13 protein-coding genes and 1 tRNA gene are annotated in these 14,889 nt (G+C 58.2%); 4 read left to right on the top strand and 10 right to left on the bottom strand.

The features are described 5' to 3' along the window. Positions 1-317: 317 nt before the first annotated feature. Positions 318-3,653 (top strand): carboxypeptidase regulatory-like domain-containing protein, encoded by a 3,336-nt coding sequence (locus AB6729_RS16775; protein ID WP_371082810.1) that lies wholly within the window; start codon positions 318-320, stop codon positions 3,651-3,653. A 124-nt stretch (positions 3,654-3,777) separates the two neighbouring features. On the opposite strand, the gene AB6729_RS16770 is transcribed toward AB6729_RS16775, so the two are convergent. From AB6729_RS16770 to AB6729_RS16725, 10 genes are all read right to left on the bottom strand, one after another. Then, positions 3,778-3,854: transfer RNA gene (locus AB6729_RS16770), tRNA-Arg, on the bottom strand. Positions 3,855-3,869: 15 nt separating this feature from the next. Next, positions 3,870-4,151, bottom strand: a complete 282-nt coding sequence (locus tag AB6729_RS16765) for a hypothetical protein (protein WP_371082809.1) — start codon at positions 4,149-4,151, stop codon at positions 3,870-3,872. 105 nt (positions 4,152-4,256) lie between these two features. After that, the gene (locus AB6729_RS16760) at positions 4,257-4,646 is read right to left on the bottom strand and encodes a GxxExxY protein (RefSeq protein WP_371082808.1); all 390 of its coding nucleotides are present in this window, start codon (positions 4,644-4,646) and stop codon (positions 4,257-4,259) included. Between the two features lie 11 nt (positions 4,647-4,657). Further along, a complete protein-coding gene (gene gcvPB, locus AB6729_RS16755) occupies positions 4,658-6,202 on the bottom strand; it encodes an aminomethyl-transferring glycine dehydrogenase subunit GcvPB (protein ID WP_371082807.1) in 1,545 nt (514 codons plus the stop codon). Then, a complete protein-coding gene (locus AB6729_RS16750; protein ID WP_371082806.1) occupies positions 6,202-6,693 on the bottom strand; it encodes an OsmC family protein in 492 nt (163 codons plus the stop codon). Before AB6729_RS16750 ends, gcvPB begins: the two co-directional genes overlap by 1 nt. 8 nt (positions 6,694-6,701) lie before the next feature. Continuing rightward, on the bottom strand, positions 6,702-7,049 hold the full coding sequence (locus tag AB6729_RS16745; protein ID WP_371082805.1) for a hypothetical protein: 348 nt from the start codon (positions 7,047-7,049) through the stop codon (positions 6,702-6,704). A gap of 133 nt (positions 7,050-7,182) precedes the next feature. Then, on the bottom strand, positions 7,183-8,514 hold the full coding sequence (gcvPA, locus tag AB6729_RS16740; protein ID WP_371082804.1) for an aminomethyl-transferring glycine dehydrogenase subunit GcvPA: 1,332 nt from the start codon (positions 8,512-8,514) through the stop codon (positions 7,183-7,185). A gap of 99 nt (positions 8,515-8,613) precedes the next feature. Next, positions 8,614-9,000, bottom strand: coding sequence for a glycine cleavage system protein GcvH (gcvH, locus tag AB6729_RS16735; protein ID WP_371082803.1), 387 nt, complete (start codon positions 8,998-9,000; stop codon positions 8,614-8,616). 73 nt (positions 9,001-9,073) lie between these two features. Then, on the bottom strand, positions 9,074-10,009 hold the full coding sequence (locus AB6729_RS16730; protein WP_371082802.1) for a hypothetical protein: 936 nt from the start codon (positions 10,007-10,009) through the stop codon (positions 9,074-9,076). A gap of 122 nt (positions 10,010-10,131) precedes the next feature. After that, the gene (locus AB6729_RS16725; RefSeq protein ID WP_371082801.1) at positions 10,132-12,366 is read right to left on the bottom strand and encodes a GH92 family glycosyl hydrolase; all 2,235 of its coding nucleotides are present in this window, start codon (positions 12,364-12,366) and stop codon (positions 10,132-10,134) included. A gap of 307 nt (positions 12,367-12,673) precedes the next feature. Between AB6729_RS16725 and AB6729_RS16720 the strand changes: the two genes are divergently transcribed. The 3 genes from AB6729_RS16720 to AB6729_RS16710 are packed head-to-tail and all read left to right on the top strand — an operon-like array spanning position 12,674 to position 14,843. Beyond that, the gene (locus tag AB6729_RS16720; protein WP_371082800.1) at positions 12,674-13,657 is read left to right on the top strand and encodes a VOC family protein; all 984 of its coding nucleotides are present in this window, start codon (positions 12,674-12,676) and stop codon (positions 13,655-13,657) included. A 51-nt stretch (positions 13,658-13,708) separates the two neighbouring features. Then, a complete protein-coding gene (locus AB6729_RS16715) occupies positions 13,709-14,344 on the top strand; it encodes an alpha/beta hydrolase (RefSeq protein WP_371082799.1) in 636 nt (211 codons plus the stop codon). A 19-nt stretch (positions 14,345-14,363) separates the two neighbouring features. After that, positions 14,364-14,843: a MarR family winged helix-turn-helix transcriptional regulator gene (locus AB6729_RS16710; protein WP_371082798.1), complete on the top strand. Its 480-nt coding sequence runs from the start codon at positions 14,364-14,366 to the stop codon at positions 14,841-14,843. Positions 14,844-14,889 lie beyond the last annotated feature (46 nt).

Raw genomic sequence — 14,889 nt, 5'->3', positions numbered from 1 at the left:
ACGCGATTGAAACTGCCCGCAAGTCTATGATTTTCAGGAAATTCGTACATTCTGCCATAGATGTACGGGTTTTCCTGCGACAACCTGCGTCCGTTTACTTTCTTTTCATTTTTCTTGCTTGACATAGGGTGCAGACCTGCCCGACCGTAGAAATATCACTCTAATTTGCGTTTTCGACTTAATTGAACGGAAACAGATACTTCGATCGAAGCGCGAAAAACGCCGATGTTACGGCGAAGTTTTTTGAACCCGCGGCCACCCTCTAATGCCGCGGAAATCTGCATGAAGTTTTCAGGAGCCACCAGTTGAAGAACAACATGGGAACAACGAAGCTTTGGGCTACGGCGGTACTCGCCTGTAGCCTCAGCGCTGCAACCGCATTTGCGCAGACCGCCGCGCTGGGTAACATCTCAGGAATTGTGCGCGATGGTGCCGGAGCTGTTGTGCCGGGTGCAACCGTAACGGTGATTAATACCGGTACCGGTGCGAAGCGCGATCTTGCCACTGACAGCGAAGGACGCTACCTTGCTACCTTCCTGCAGCCCGGCCAGTACGAGGTGATCATTACCGCTTCTGGTTTTGGCAAGCTGGATCAGAAGAATGTCGCCGTAGTGGTGGGTAATACCAACACCATTGACGCGACGTTGCCCGCTGCTTCGGTCTCCACGGACGTGACCGTGACCACAGAGCAGACGTTGCTGGACGCGGACAAGGTAGACATTTCGCAGACGGTTTCAGAGCAGATGGTTGCCAATCTTCCGGTGAACGGGCGTCGCTTTGATAACTTCGTGTTGCTGACGCCGAACGTTGCTCCTGACGGTAATACTGGCCTCCTGAGCTTCCGCGGTATCTCCGGTCTGTACAACAGCAACCTGGTGGATGGCGCCAACAATAACCAGGCATTCTTCTCGGAAGCACGTGGCCGTGCGATTGGCGCTCCCTATGTCTTCCCGATCGACGCGATCAAGGAATTTCAGGCTGCCTCTTCCGGTTATTCGGCGGAATTCGGCCAAGCTGCCGGCGGCGTCATCAACGCCATCACCAAGAGCGGTACCAACAGCTTCCACGGTGATGTGTACGAGTACTACCGCACACCGGGTTATAACGCGCTGGATGCAGTAAGCAAATTCAGCAAGCTCTATACCCAGCCGGTAAAGGTGCAGCATCAGTTTGGCGTTTCCGTCGGTGGTCCGATCATCAAGGACAAGCTGTTCTTCCATGCCGTGTATGACGGCTATCGCCGTGTCAATCCCATCACCTATCTGTCGACGTACAACACGGCGACGCAGAGTATCGGTGACCTGACGGCCCTTTGCGATGGACGTACCTCGAACTATCTGACGCGCGGAAACAGCATCTATCCGTCGACGATTCCGGGTATCACCCTGTCGCAGTGCCAGCAGTCAGTGACGTTCGCCAATACGAAGCTGTTGGGTACATTCGGGCGTAACACGACGCAGGATATCTACCTGCCGCGCCTGGACTACCAGCTTTCGTCGAAGACGCATCTTTCGGCATCGTTCCTGTTTGAGAACCTGAAGCAGCCGAATGGTTATAACTCGTCTCCGACGGTTACGAACGGTTCCGTCACACAGAATGGCGCGATCAATTTCCACGAGCGCTTCCTGTTTGCGAATGCTGAAACCGCCATCAATGCCAATACGGCAAACGTGGTGCACTTCCAGTGGTCGCGCGATCTGGAAACAGCAGGGACAAACACGGGTGGCCCGGCCAACAACCTGACCAACCTGTACTCTTATGGCGAAACTTCGGCGCTGCCGCGTGGTGCGTTCCCGGATGAGCACCGCTGGCAGATTACGGACATCTTCTCCAAGACCATGGGCAAACATACTGCCAAGGTCGGCGCGGATGTGAACCTGATCCACGAACAGATTGCAAACCTGTTTGGCGGTAATGGCCAGTTCAACTACGCCAATGCGACCGCCGAGTACAACTTCGCGAGCTGGATCCAGGACGTTTACCAGGTGAACGGCGGTCGCCACTACAACTCGTTCTCGCAGACCGCTGATCCCATCACCGGTATCGGTGCAGACGACTTCTGGAACAAGAACATCGACTTCTTTGCGCAGGATGACTGGAAGATTACGTCGAAGCTGCTTCTGTCGCTGGGTGTGCGTTACGATCTGCAGCTGGTGCCGCAGCCTGATCGCCCCAACACGGCGAATCCGGTAGCATTGGCCGCAACACAGACCATCAACACCGACACCCACATGGTTGCTCCGCGTTTTGGCTTCTCCTGGAACCCGCAGGCTGGGACCGTGGTTCGCGGTGGATACGGCATCTTCTACGGCCTGACCTCGAACTCGCTGTGGTACACGCTGCGTCGTGAGAACGGTGTTTATCAGCAGCAGTTCTCCACGCCAACGGTTACGGTGGCAGCTTACGGTGGCCCGGCTCCCGGTACACCGACTGGACAGCCAAACATGGCCCTGCAGCAGCCCGCAGCAGGGGCTTATGCCTCCTATGCTCCGCAGGGTGGTATCCCCGCGTTCCTGCCGCCCGGACCGGCACCCGTGAATCAGGTGACAGGTACTTCGATCACGCCTGTGAACCCGGGACTGCCGTCGTCGGCAATCGGTGTTCGCGGTGCGAGTGCCAGCTTCCTGAACCCCTATACCCACTCCTTTGATCTGACCGTGGAGCAGCAATTGCCGGGGCGTGCCACGCTGACCATTGGTTACGTGGGAACCCGTGGTATGCGTCTGCCGGTGTATGTGGATACGAACGTCGATCCGACATCGGCTGTGAACCGTACCTACTCGCTGACGCGGTCTAACGGTCAGACCAGCACGTTCAGCTTCCCGTACTACACGCGTCGTCTGTACTCGAGCACGACCTCGGTGCTGACTGGCTTCTCCGATGTAAACAGCTGGTACCACTCCGGTGTGTTCTCGGTGCGCAAGCCCTTCTCGCACGGACTTGAGGTATTGGCGAACTACACCTGGGCGCGCACGATGGATGCGGGCCAGGCGGGCGCACCGAACGGTACGTTCAACGGTACGAATGCTCCCATCATTCCGTTTGCACAGGGCCACCGTCAGGGGCGTGGCGCAGAGTACTCGCGCTCTGACATCGACCAGCGCGGTCGCTTTGTAGGCACTCTGCTGTACCAGACCAGCTTCCCCATTGCCAACAAGTTTGCGGCATATGCGGCAAATGGATGGCAGATCTCCGGAAGCGTGACGGCGCAGAGCGGCTTCCCGGTGACCGGCTTCATCAACGGCTCCATCACCTCGCAGCTTGCAGGCGATGGTGGTATCAGCGGCGCGATGGTCACCTCCGGTACGGGCTATCGCGTGCCTGATGTGATTGCACGCCGTAACGGTTTCTCCGGTCCGGGAGTGCACAACACCGATATGCGTCTGTCTCGCGTGTTCCCGATCTGGCGTGAGGGTATGCGTCTGGAGCTTGCGGCGGAAGCATTCAACATTGCAAACCATCGCAACGTCCTCGCTGTGAACACCAGCGCGTACTCCTATGCGGCTCCTGTGAATGGCAGCGCAACCTGCCCGACCAGCCTGTACACGGGCGGCTGCTTCACACCGTACTCGCAGTTCTACACACCGACGTCGACCTCCAGCACGATCTATGGTCCGCGTCAGCTGCAACTGCTGGGGCGCCTGTACTTCTAAGCGAACTGCATCAACAACAGAAAGCCCCGGATTCGTTCGGGGCTTTTCTTTTGTTGATGTCTTTGTCGATTTCTACGCAAGAGAAAACCCCGGCGGTTGCCGGGGTTCTTCGTCGTTGCGAATATGGTGCACCCGAGAAGATTCGAACTTCTGACCTACAGCTTCGGAGGCTGCCGCTCTATCCAGCTGAGCTACGGGTGCTCGAGTGTTAGTGTACTACTGCGATGGTGTCGTACCCGCTGCTTCTTTCTTTTTGCGGATCTCTTCCATGGAAGAGCCGATGAGTTCCTTGGCGTCGTTGATACCGCGCATGACGGCCTGAATGTCGAGCGCGGGAACAGTCGGGTTGCGGTTGGAGGTGCAGTAGACGCCGTGCTGGCCTACGAGGGCGAGCGCGTCTGTCAGCACGTCCATGGCAACTGCCAGGCGGCCACGCTCGACGCCCATCATGAATTCGTATTTTTCGAGTTCGTCTTTGTGGTCCCAGAAGGCGGACATGGGTGGCTCCCTTCAGGTATGAAAGAGCGTCCGCAAAGTTCGCTAAGTTACCGCAAAGTTTCTTTTGCGTACTTCGTGTGACCATTGCGAACTTTGCGGACGCTCTTAAAGCTTATTGACCTTTCGATGGATGCCATCGCGAAGACTGGCAACATTGAAGTTAACAAGCAGACCGAGATGCTTATCTGAAAGTCTCAAGTAGCTCAGCAGTTGGGCATGGTGCACAGCGGCAATTGCTTCCACAGCCTTTATTTCCAATATCAGATGGCCGGATACAAGAAAGTCCAGCCGATAGCCTACATCCGCGAGCTTCTGGCCGTTGTAGACAAGAGGCATCGGGAGTTGTTGCTGAAATGGAAGGCCACGATGCGTAAACTCGCTGGCCAGGCATGCCTCATAAGCACTCTCAAGTAAGCCGGGGCCAAGTTCTGTATGCACGGCAAAGGCCGCATCCAGAACTCGTTTTGACAGTGTGTTGAGCGCGGCCACATCCATTGTGGTTTGGGTTACCACTCCTTGGCGGCGGTGTCTGCCTCCACTTCTTCGGGTGGGCCCTGCCAGCGCAGGATGGGTTTGCGGGCGGCGGCGGTTTCGTCGAGGCGGCGGATGCGCGTGGTGTGCGGTGCGGTCTTTACCAGCTCCGGGTTTTCCGCGGCTTCGCGGGCGATCTGCTGCAGGGCGTCGATGAGCAGGTCGAGTTCCTCGCGCGATTCGCTCTCTGTGGGCTCGATCATCATGGCGCCGCTTACGATCAGCGGGAAGCTGACAGTGTAGGCGTGGAAGCCATAGTCGATGAGGCGCTTGCCCATGTCGCCGGTCTTGACGCCGTTCTTTGCCTGTAGCTTGTCGCTGAAGACGACCTCGTGCATTGACTTCGTCTTGTAGGGCAGGTCGAAGACACCTTCGAGCTTGGCGCGGATATAGTTCGCGTTGAGCACAGCGTCTTCGGTGGTGAGGCGCAGGCCGTCCGGGCCGTTGGCCAGTGTGTAAGCGAGTGCGCGGACGAACATGCCGAAGTTGCCGTAGAACATGCGGACGCGGCCCACGGTATGCGGGCGGTTGTATTCGAATGTGAGCGTGCCATCTGCCTTCTCGACGACGATGGGCGCGGGCAGGAAGGGCTCAAGGATGGCCTTGCATGCAACGGGGCCGCTGCCTGGGCCACCACCACCGTGCGGGGTGGAGAAGGTCTTGTGCAGGTTCAGGTGCATCACGTCCACATCGAAGTCGCCGGGGCGTGTCTTGCCGACGAGCGCGTTCATGTTCGCGCCATCCATGTACAGCAGCGCGCCCTTGGCGTGCAGGATGTCCGCGATTTCCTTGATCTGCGATTCGAAGACGCCGATGGTGGAGGGGTTGGTGAGCATGAGCGCGGCGGTGTCTTCATCGACGGCGCGGCGGAGTTCTTCGAGGTCAACGCCGCCATCGGCGTTCGACTTTAGGTTCTGAATCTGGTAACCAACGACGGCAGCAGTGGCAGGGTTGGTGCCGTGCGCGGAGTCGGGGATCAGCACTTTCTTACGGGCGTTGCCCTTGCTCTCGTGATAGGCGCGGATCATCAGGATGCCGGTGAATTCACCGTGCGCGCCGGCTGCGGGCTGCAGCGTGATGGCATCCATGCCGGTGATTTCAAGGAGGCAGTCCTGCAACTGCTTCATGATGCCCAGCGTGCCTTGCGAGAGCGATTCCGGCTGGTAGGGGTGCGCTTCCGCGATGCCTTCCAGGCGTGCGACGGCTTCGTTCACGCGGCCGTTGTACTTCATGGTGCAGGAGCCAAGCGGGAACATGCCAAGGTCAATGGCGTAGTTCCATGTGGACAGGCGCGTGAAGTGGCGAACGATTTCGATTTCGCTCAGCTCCGGCATCAGGCCCAGGTTGTCTGTGCGCACGGCGTCGCCGAGCAGGGAAGCTGCGTCGATCGCCGGTACATCAAGCTGGTCCAGCCGGTAGGCCTTCTTGCCGGGTGAGCTCTTCTCGAAGACGAGGCCTTCGTTCTGGTTGACGTGCGTGGTGGCCTTGCGCGGCGTTCCAACAAAAGGTGTGTCTGCCATCAGATGTCCCTCGAATCGTTTGCGGCGTGTGTGGTTGTTGCTTCACACGCAACGGGAAAGTTAACGGAATTGGCGATGAAGCAAAGTTCATGCGCGCGATGATGCAGCGCATCTGCCTTGATAAGGTCGTGTCCTGCGGCGATGGTTACCTGCGGATGCAGCGTGACAGAGGTGAAATGGCCTGAGCCGTCCGGGGTCAACTGCATGGTGCCTTCGGCGTTGTCGCTGTAGGCGATGACAGAGATGCCGGCGTCTGCACACAGATGCAGATAGCTGAGCATGTGGCATGAGGACAACGAGGCGAGCAACATATCCTCGGGATTCCACTTACTGGCTTCCCCACGGAAGGTCGCATCGGATGAACCTGCGATGAGAGGCTTGCCCGGCGCGCTCAGGTCATAGGAGCGCGCATAGTCGCGATACGACGAAGTGCCGGTGCCGCGATTGCCCGTCCAGACGATGCTCGTGTTGTAGTGATGTTCGTTCTTCATAGAGCGCCCTAGAAGTCGAAAACCTCGCCATGAATATTGCGGAAAGAGCCTGCATCTGTGGCGTCGTCCCGATCCTCATCCCGCAGGCTCAGCGCGAGCAGGGTGCCATTTTCAAACTCGACAGTGAGCGCAGTGTCGTCGTGAAACTGCGCTTCACTCACGGTCTCTCCGATGAGGGAACAGAGCGCATCGCGATAACCTGCCTGCCCGTGGCCCACGGAGATGCCGTCAGCGTCCGCGACTTCAGGCCAGATGTAGAGGGTCAGCAATGCGTCGTCCGCAAAGCGAAGTTGCAGGTGCTTTTCTACGAATTCCACTGCGTACAGCTCTTCGCCTTGCAGGCTGTTCAGATCCATTGAACTCTGTCCCTCAGCGGCTAAAGCCGCGTCGATTCTAGCCATTTGATGGACGGGCTGAAGCCCGTCCCCTTCAAAACGTCTTTCACGCAAGCACCCTGCTCGTGGTTGACGTTTGGTATGCAGCGAGACGTTACGCCTTGCTGAGTGCTGCCGCTACTGCGTCGATTTCCTGGCGCGTGGTCAGTTCCGTGGCGCACCACAGCGATGCATTTTCACCAAGCTCCGGATACCACTTCGACAGCGAGAGGCCGCCGATGATCTTCTCTTTCAGCAATGCCGTGTTGGTGGCGTCTGCGGATTTTGGCGTGGTGATGACGAACTCGTTGAAGCGCGGTGCGCCAGCAAACAGCAGCTTCGCGCCGCTCTTTTCCAGCGACTGCGCGGTGAAGTACGCCTTGGCCAGGTTCTGCTCTGCCAGTTCCTGCAGGCCTTTGCCGTAAACGGTTAGGAAGACCGTGACCATCAGCGCGACGAGCGACTGGTTGGTGCAGATGTTGCTGGTGGCCTTCTCGCGGCGGATGTGCTGCTCGCGTGTGGAGAGTGTCAGCACGAAACCGCGGTCGCCGTTCTGGTCCACGGTTTGGCCGCAGAGACGTCCGGGCATCTGGCGCAGGAACTTTTCTTTTGCAGCGATGACACCGCAATACGGGCCGCCGTAGCCCACGGGAACGCCGAAGCTCTGCGCTTCCATCGAGACGATGTCGGCTTCCTTCGGCGGCTTTACGATGCCGAGTGAAACCGCTTCAGCGATAGAGACGATGAGCAGAGCACCCTTGGCGTGCGCGATTTCCGCGATCTTTGCGACATCTTCAATGGTGCCGAAGAAGTTGGGCGACTGGATGAGTACGCAGGCGGTGTCGCTGGTGATGGCGGCATCCAGCGCGGCATAATCCACGCGTCCATCGGTGGTGTAACCCACTTCCGTCTGCGGAATGCCCTGGTGCTGCGCGTAGGTGGCCAGCACTTCGCGGTATTCCGGATGTACGGTGCGTGCGATGACAGCGCCATTGCGACCAGTGACGCGCACCGCCATCATCACGGCTTCTGCCGCGCCGGTGCTGCCGTCGTACATGGAGGCATTCGCCAGGTCCATGCCGGTGAGTTCGCAGATCATGGTCTGGAACTCAAAGAGCGCCTGCAGCGTGCCCTGCGCGATTTCCGGCTGATAGGGCGTATAGCTGGTGAGAAACTCGCCGCGTGAAACGACCGTGTCAATCAGCACCGGGCGATAGTGATGATAGGCACCCGCGCCCAGGAACGATGAGTATCCCGTAGCGTTCTGGTTTGCGAAGACCTTGAACGCTTCAATGACTTCGTGCTCCGAGTGCTGGCGGGGAACGTTCAGATCACGTGTGAGGCGAAATTCGGCGGGGACGGAATCAAACAGGTCGTCGATGGAAGCAGCGCCAATCTCCTGGAGCATGGCGGCCCGGTCGGCGGGCGACTTAGGAAGGTAACGCATGGGAATGTTGCCTCGTCTGGTGTGGGTGCGGAGGGCGATGAGCAGAAGGTTCGCGGGCCGCTGCTGCGGAGCGGCGGCCCCTTTCGAACAGAAACTCGTTTAGTGCGTTTCTTCCGCTACGAAAGCTTCGTATGCGGCGGCGTCCAGCAGACCATCCAACTCGGATGCGTCCTTCAGCGTGAGCTTGATGAGCCAGGTATTGTTCGCGTCTTCGTTGATCTTTTCCGGTGCGTTGGCAAGCTCTTCGTTCGCCGCGGTCACGGTGCCTGAGACGGGGGCATACACGTCGCTGACCGCCTTCACGCTTTCTACCGAACCGAAAGATGCCTTATGGGCCAGCTGCGTGCCTGTCTTTGGCAGATCGACGAAAACAATGTCGCCAAGCAGGCTTTGCGCGTGTTCGGTGATGCCCACGGTGGCTTCGTTGCCGTTGACCTCAATCCACTCGTGTTCCTTGGTGTAGCGGTAGTTTGCCGGATAGCTCATAGCTTTGATTTTAAAGCCGTGATCCGGCTCTGAGGCCGAATATCGCCGGGAAATCCTCTGCGCGGGGAAAGAATCAGCTTCCCAGCGTAGGGGAGCCTGCCTCGTCAGGATGAGCGGTCGTTTGCGGCTGCGGCGGGGGAGCTTTCACCTTCCAGTCGCGGACGGCAAAGGCCGTGGCGGTGCGTGGAAGTTTGGCACGACCGCGGGTGAGGAAATCCACTGCAACGGCGCCCGTTGCAATGGGTTGCAGAATGGCCAGCGGAATCAGGTATTTCTTGCTCTTCACCAGCGATTCTGACACGCCATCAATGTTGCCACTGCGCGGCATTTCACCCGGAACCTGGTGCATTTCAAAGGTGGTCGGGTGCAGTTCCGGGTGTTTTTCCCCATATTTCACCAGGGAATTTGCAGCAGCCTTGGGCGTGGTCAAGCCAAGGTCGGCAAAGATGTTGCGATGAATCGCGCCGGGGTAATACATGTTCAGCACTGTGCGGGAGAAGTCTGCGCAGTTGTGGAAGAACAGGTTGAAGTGACCCACGTTGCGGCGGTCGTTAAAGATGGCGATGAAGCGATCATCCTGCTCCTGTGTGGAATGCACGGAGAACCCGAAGATGGTGCGGTCAAATAATGAACCTACAAGCTGCGGCCATTCGCCTTTGGGGGCGTCGCCATTTTTATTCGGCGGGGCAATCTGCTGCAGATGGTCGTGCCAATAGGCTTCGCGCAGTTGCTTCACCTGATCCTTCGTGACGGAGGCGGGAATCTGCGAGGGGCGTTCCACGCCGTAGAGATAGGGAACCAGCGGCATGGCGATCCAATCCTGGTGATGGATCTTGTGATAGCGGCTGATGACCGAGCCGTATTCGCCGGGACGGCAGCGGCGTAGTTGTGTCGGCGTCTCGGCGCAGATGTCGCTGAGAAAGACTGCAGCATGGCCTGTTGGATTGTATTTGCCGAACTCGCCATAGGGCTGTTCCATGAGCAATGCCACATCTGCGCGGGATGGCATTGCGCACGCAAAGGCACATAGAAGAGTGGCGGCAGCAAACAGTCGTTGCATCATCGCGATAGTACGAGCATATCCGTTCGTATGCGTGAAAGCTGTCTGTTGCTGCCGCGCGTTTGACGTCATCACAAGGCATCTTCCGGAAACGATGGACGCCATGCAGACGCCCACCTGGAGGGCTTTGCCCCCATGATGACGTGAAGCGTGGTGCCGGACTGGATCTGTTTCCATGTGATGACGGGCTTGTCCAGCGGCTTGACGTTCAGTGTGGCGGACTGGATGTAGACGTTGCTGCGGCTGTTGTTATCTGCGATGACGGTGAAGGTCTTGCCATTGGCCAGTTTGAGGCTCATGCGGCCGTACATGGGGCTGCCGATCATGTAGTCGCCGCTGGCGGGATTTACCGGATACATGCCGAGTGCGGTGAACAGGTACCACGCGGACATCTGGCCGCAGTCATCGTCACCGTCCAGACCCGCGGGTTGGTTGGCGTATTCCTTGTATGCAATTTCACGGACCCTGGCCTGCGTCTTCCAGGGCTGGCCGGTGAAGTCATACAGGTAGCCGTAGTGGTGGCTGGGTTCGTTCTTATGGACGTTGTGGTTACCTGCGAAGTGCTGATCAATCTGCTTGCTGGCGATCTCTGCGCCGCCCATCAGCCTTTCCACTCCGGCGATGTCATGGAAGGGCGACCACGTGTAGACCCATGCGTCGCCTTCAGTCCATCCGGAGACGCTGCGGTTGCCGTTGGTGTCTTTACTGCCGCCAAGCGGTGCCCACTTGCCGTCAGAGGTTTTGCCGCGCATCAGGTTGTTGGTCTTGTCGAAAAGGTTGCGGTCGTTCAATGAGCGCTTCAGGAAGAAGCGGTAGTCGTCCATGCGGCCAACCGCTTTCGCCACTTGCGCCACGCACCAGTCGTCATAGCTGTCTTCCAATGTGCGGCTGGTGGCTTCGTCGGTCTTATCGGTGGGGATAAAGCCAAGCTGCTTGTAGTAGGTCAGGCCAGCGCGCGCCTCATAGGGAGTGTGCTCTTCACGGTCCAGCCAGCGGCGTGTGGTGTCGCCATCGGGCGGTGACATGGCGTCTTTGTAGACGGCCTTCCATGCCAGTTCACGATCAAAGCCGTGGAAGCCTTTGCGGATGGCTTCCGCCACCATGCTGTCGGCGTGCGTGCCGATCATGATGTTGGTGTAGCTGGGATTGGGCCACTTGGGCATCCATCCGCCCTCTTTGTAATCCTGCAGCAGCGCGGTAATCATGCCGTCAATACGTTCCGGTGCGACGAGTGTCAGCAGGCTGTGTTCTGCGCGGAAGGTATCCCACGTGGAGTAGTCCGTGTACGACGAGCCGTTGTGAACGGTGTCGTCAAAGGCGCTGTAATAGCGGCCATATTCCGAGAACACGCGTGGATACAGCAGCGCATGATACAGCGCGGTGTAGGCTGTGGTGCGCTCGTCCTGCGTGGCGCCTGCAATGGTTAAGTTGCCTAACTTCTGTTGCCATGTAGCGTGGAGCTTCTGGCGTGTGGTGGCGAAATTCCATGTGGGAATTTCTTTGGCGATGTTCTCGCGCGCCTGATCGATGCTGAGGAACGAGGTACCGATGCGCATTTCAATCACGGTAGGCGCGGTTGTCTTAGCAAAGGTGACAGAGGCTCCGTGGGCAGCGGCTGTGTTCAGGCCATAGGTGTCGCCGCCGGTGGTGTGCTGGTGGAACTGCGCAACGAAGTAGCCGCTGAAGTTTGGCAGAGCGAATGGTCCAAGGTTGTTGTCGATACGGTGCGGGTTCTGGCCGGTGATTTCGCCATTGGTGATGCTGACTTTGCCGTCAATCTTTGGGCGTGACGCTTCCAGCAGAATGCGCGGTTCCACGCCAGCAGGGAAGGTGAAGCGCAGGTAGGCGCAACGCTCAGTCGCGGTCATCTCGGCGTGTATGGTTTTGCCGTCCTGCGTCTTCATGTCCACGCTGTAGAAGTCTGGATGCGTGGTTTCATGTGCATGGTCGTAGGCGAGCGCGCGGGCTTCGGGTGTGGTTTTCAATGCGCCGATCTCAGGCATCAGGGTGACGTAGCCGAAGTCGCCCATCCAGATGGCGGCCTGGTGCGTGCCCATGAAGCCCTGGATGGTCTTGTCACTGTACTCGTAGCTGGTAACGCTGAGGCGGTTCTGTCGCGTCTGCGGGGTCCAATTCGTCATGCCGAAGGGCGCGGTCACAAAGGGCATGGTGCCGCCGTAACCGATGGGGCCGCTGCCCGTACCGATGAGTGGATTCACTTCATTGACAACATCTTTTTGAGCGACTGCGGAGAGAGCGCAGAACAGCGACAGGCAGAAGACGAATCGTTTGCAAAACCGGACCATGGCGGAACGCTATCGTGTTCGGTGTACTCTCAGCAACTCGTTCCACCATGCACTTCCGTCATCCTGAGCGAAGCACGAAGTGCGCAGTCGAAGGACCTGCTTTCTTCTCCCATACTGGAGTGCTTAGGTGAAAGCATCCCTCTTCCTCAACCTGGCGTGTTCTTGTCTCCGTAAGAATCGTAGTGGGCACAGAAGAAAGCAGGTCCTTCGGCTGCGCTACGCTCCGCTCAGGATGACGGACCTGTGGGGGGCGGTGGATGAATCTTTTCTTTCGATGTCGAATCAATTATTGCGGAGGGTTAAGACAATGGCTACCGAACGGGCGAAGATCCAAGGGCTGCATCATGTGACGGCGATTGCTTCTGATCCGCAGCGCAACTTGGATTTCTATACGCAGGTGTTGGGTCTGCGGCTGGTGAAGAAGACCGTGAATTTTGATGATCCGGGGACGTATCACTTTTATTTTGGTGACGATGCCGGCACGCCGGGGACGATCCTTACGTTCTTCCCCTGGCCGGGTGCACGTCGTGGACTTGCAGGCGCGGGTGAAGTGACGCACACGGCATTCTCTGTGCCGACGGCTTCCATCCCTTACTGGGAGAAGCGGCTTACGGAGGAGGGCGTTCTGGTGGAACACACCGGTCTGCGCTTTAACGGCGCGGAAGATGTGCTGACGTTTGCTGATCCGGATGGCATGAAGCTGGAGATTGTGGGTCATGCAGATGCTCCTGCGGCGACGAAAGTACCGCGGTATGCGGACGTGCCTGCGGAACACAGCATTCGCGGCTTCTTTGGCGTGACCATGCTGCACCGCAGTGAAAAGGCGACGGCAGATACGCTGGCATGGATGGGCTTCGCTGAAACTGGCCGCGATGGTGACCGCATTCGTTATGCAGCGCCAGAAGGTGCGGCATTGGGCAACCACATGGATGTGGTGGTGAACCCAAATGCTGGTTATGGACGTAGCGGTGCGGGGTCGGTGCATCACATCGCGTTCCGCACGCCGGATGATGCCTCGCAGCTTGCATGGAGAGAGGAGATTCTGAAGCATCTGCCGGTGACCACGGTGCAGGATCGCGATTACTTCCACTCCATCTACTTCCGCGAGCCGGGTGGTGTGTTGTTTGAGATGGCGACGGATCTTCCGGGCTTTGCGATTGATGAGCCGGTGGAGACACTTGGGGAGGCGCTGCGTGTACCGAAGATGCACCAGGGGCTGCTTGATCAGATTGAACGCCGGTTGATGCCGGTGGAATTGAAGCAGTCGTCGAAGACGGCGGTGACGGCGTAAGGCCGTCCTCTCCGCGAAGAAGGGAGATTGAGAATGCAGGGACCGCATGATTTGAGCCCGGTTTACACGGCAGGCGAGCCTCTGAAGGAGGCCGCAGGAGCCGTTGTGCTGCTGCATGGCCGCGGCAGCAGCGCGGGAGACATTCTGGGGCTGTCGCGCGCTTTTATGGATATGAAGTTGGCGTTCGTTGCGCCGCAGGCTGCGGGCAATGTCTGGTATCCGCAGCGATTCATTGCGCCACGCGAAATGAATGAGCCGGATCTTTCTTCGGCTTTGACAAAGGTGAAGCGTGTCGTCGATGGGCTTGTGGGCAGTGGTATTCCCACAGCGCGCATTGTCATTGCAGGTTTTTCACAGGGTGCATGCCTGGCGTCGGAGTTCGTGGCGTCCAATCCTGCGCGGTATGCGGGTTTGATCGCTTTTACTGGCGGCTTGATTGGGCCGCTAGGAAGCGATCTGCATCACGACGGCGATCTGGCAGGCACGCCCGCATTATTTTTATGCGGCGACCCTGATCCGCACATACCTTTTGTGCGTGTGGAGGAGTCTGTAGAAGAGCTGAAGCGGATGGGCGCGGAAGTTTCATTACATCGTTATCCTGGAAAACCGCACAACGTAAGCGCGGAAGAACTGGAGCAGGCGCGTATCCTTCTCCAGAAGGTTTTTTCGCAGAATTCAACGAACTAGCAGAAGATGGAGAAAGCGCATGCAGACGATGCACGAATCCGAAACGAGCGAAACGCACTTTACATCGGCAGCCAGCCTATGGCTCGTGATGATGAAGGCGTACCGTTCCATGGAGGCGTATATCGAAAGCACCGTGGCGGCGCAGGACATCGGTCTGAGCGACTTCATGATCATGGAGGCCCTGATGCACAAGGGACCCATGAGCATGTCGCAGATCGGTGAGAAGGTGCTGCTGGCGAATCCCTCCATGACTGCTGCGGTCGACCGGCTGGAGAAGCTGGGGTATGTTTCGCGATGTAGCGGCACAACGGACAAGCGTGTCCGTACTGTGGACCTGACCAAAGAGGGCCGCAGGGTGATCCGCCGCATCTTCGCGCAGCATGAACTGGATCTGGAAGAGGTCATGGCGGGTGTCTGCGCGACCATGCGCGGGCCGGTGCGCGAGGCCTTGAAGAAGATCGGTCTTGCGGCCAAGGCGAAGACCGTAGCACGGTCCTGAATATCGGATTGGTTGCTTTCCAGCGCGTTTCCTTACGAATGTCGCA

Origin of the sequence: Terriglobus sp. RCC_193, assembly GCF_041355105.1 — a bacterium.
In the GTDB taxonomy this organism is placed as follows: Bacteria; Acidobacteriota; Terriglobia; order Terriglobales; family Acidobacteriaceae; genus Terriglobus.
The sequence above is the reverse complement of the archived record's forward strand: the minus strand, read 5'-3'. Positions and strand labels throughout refer to the sequence as shown.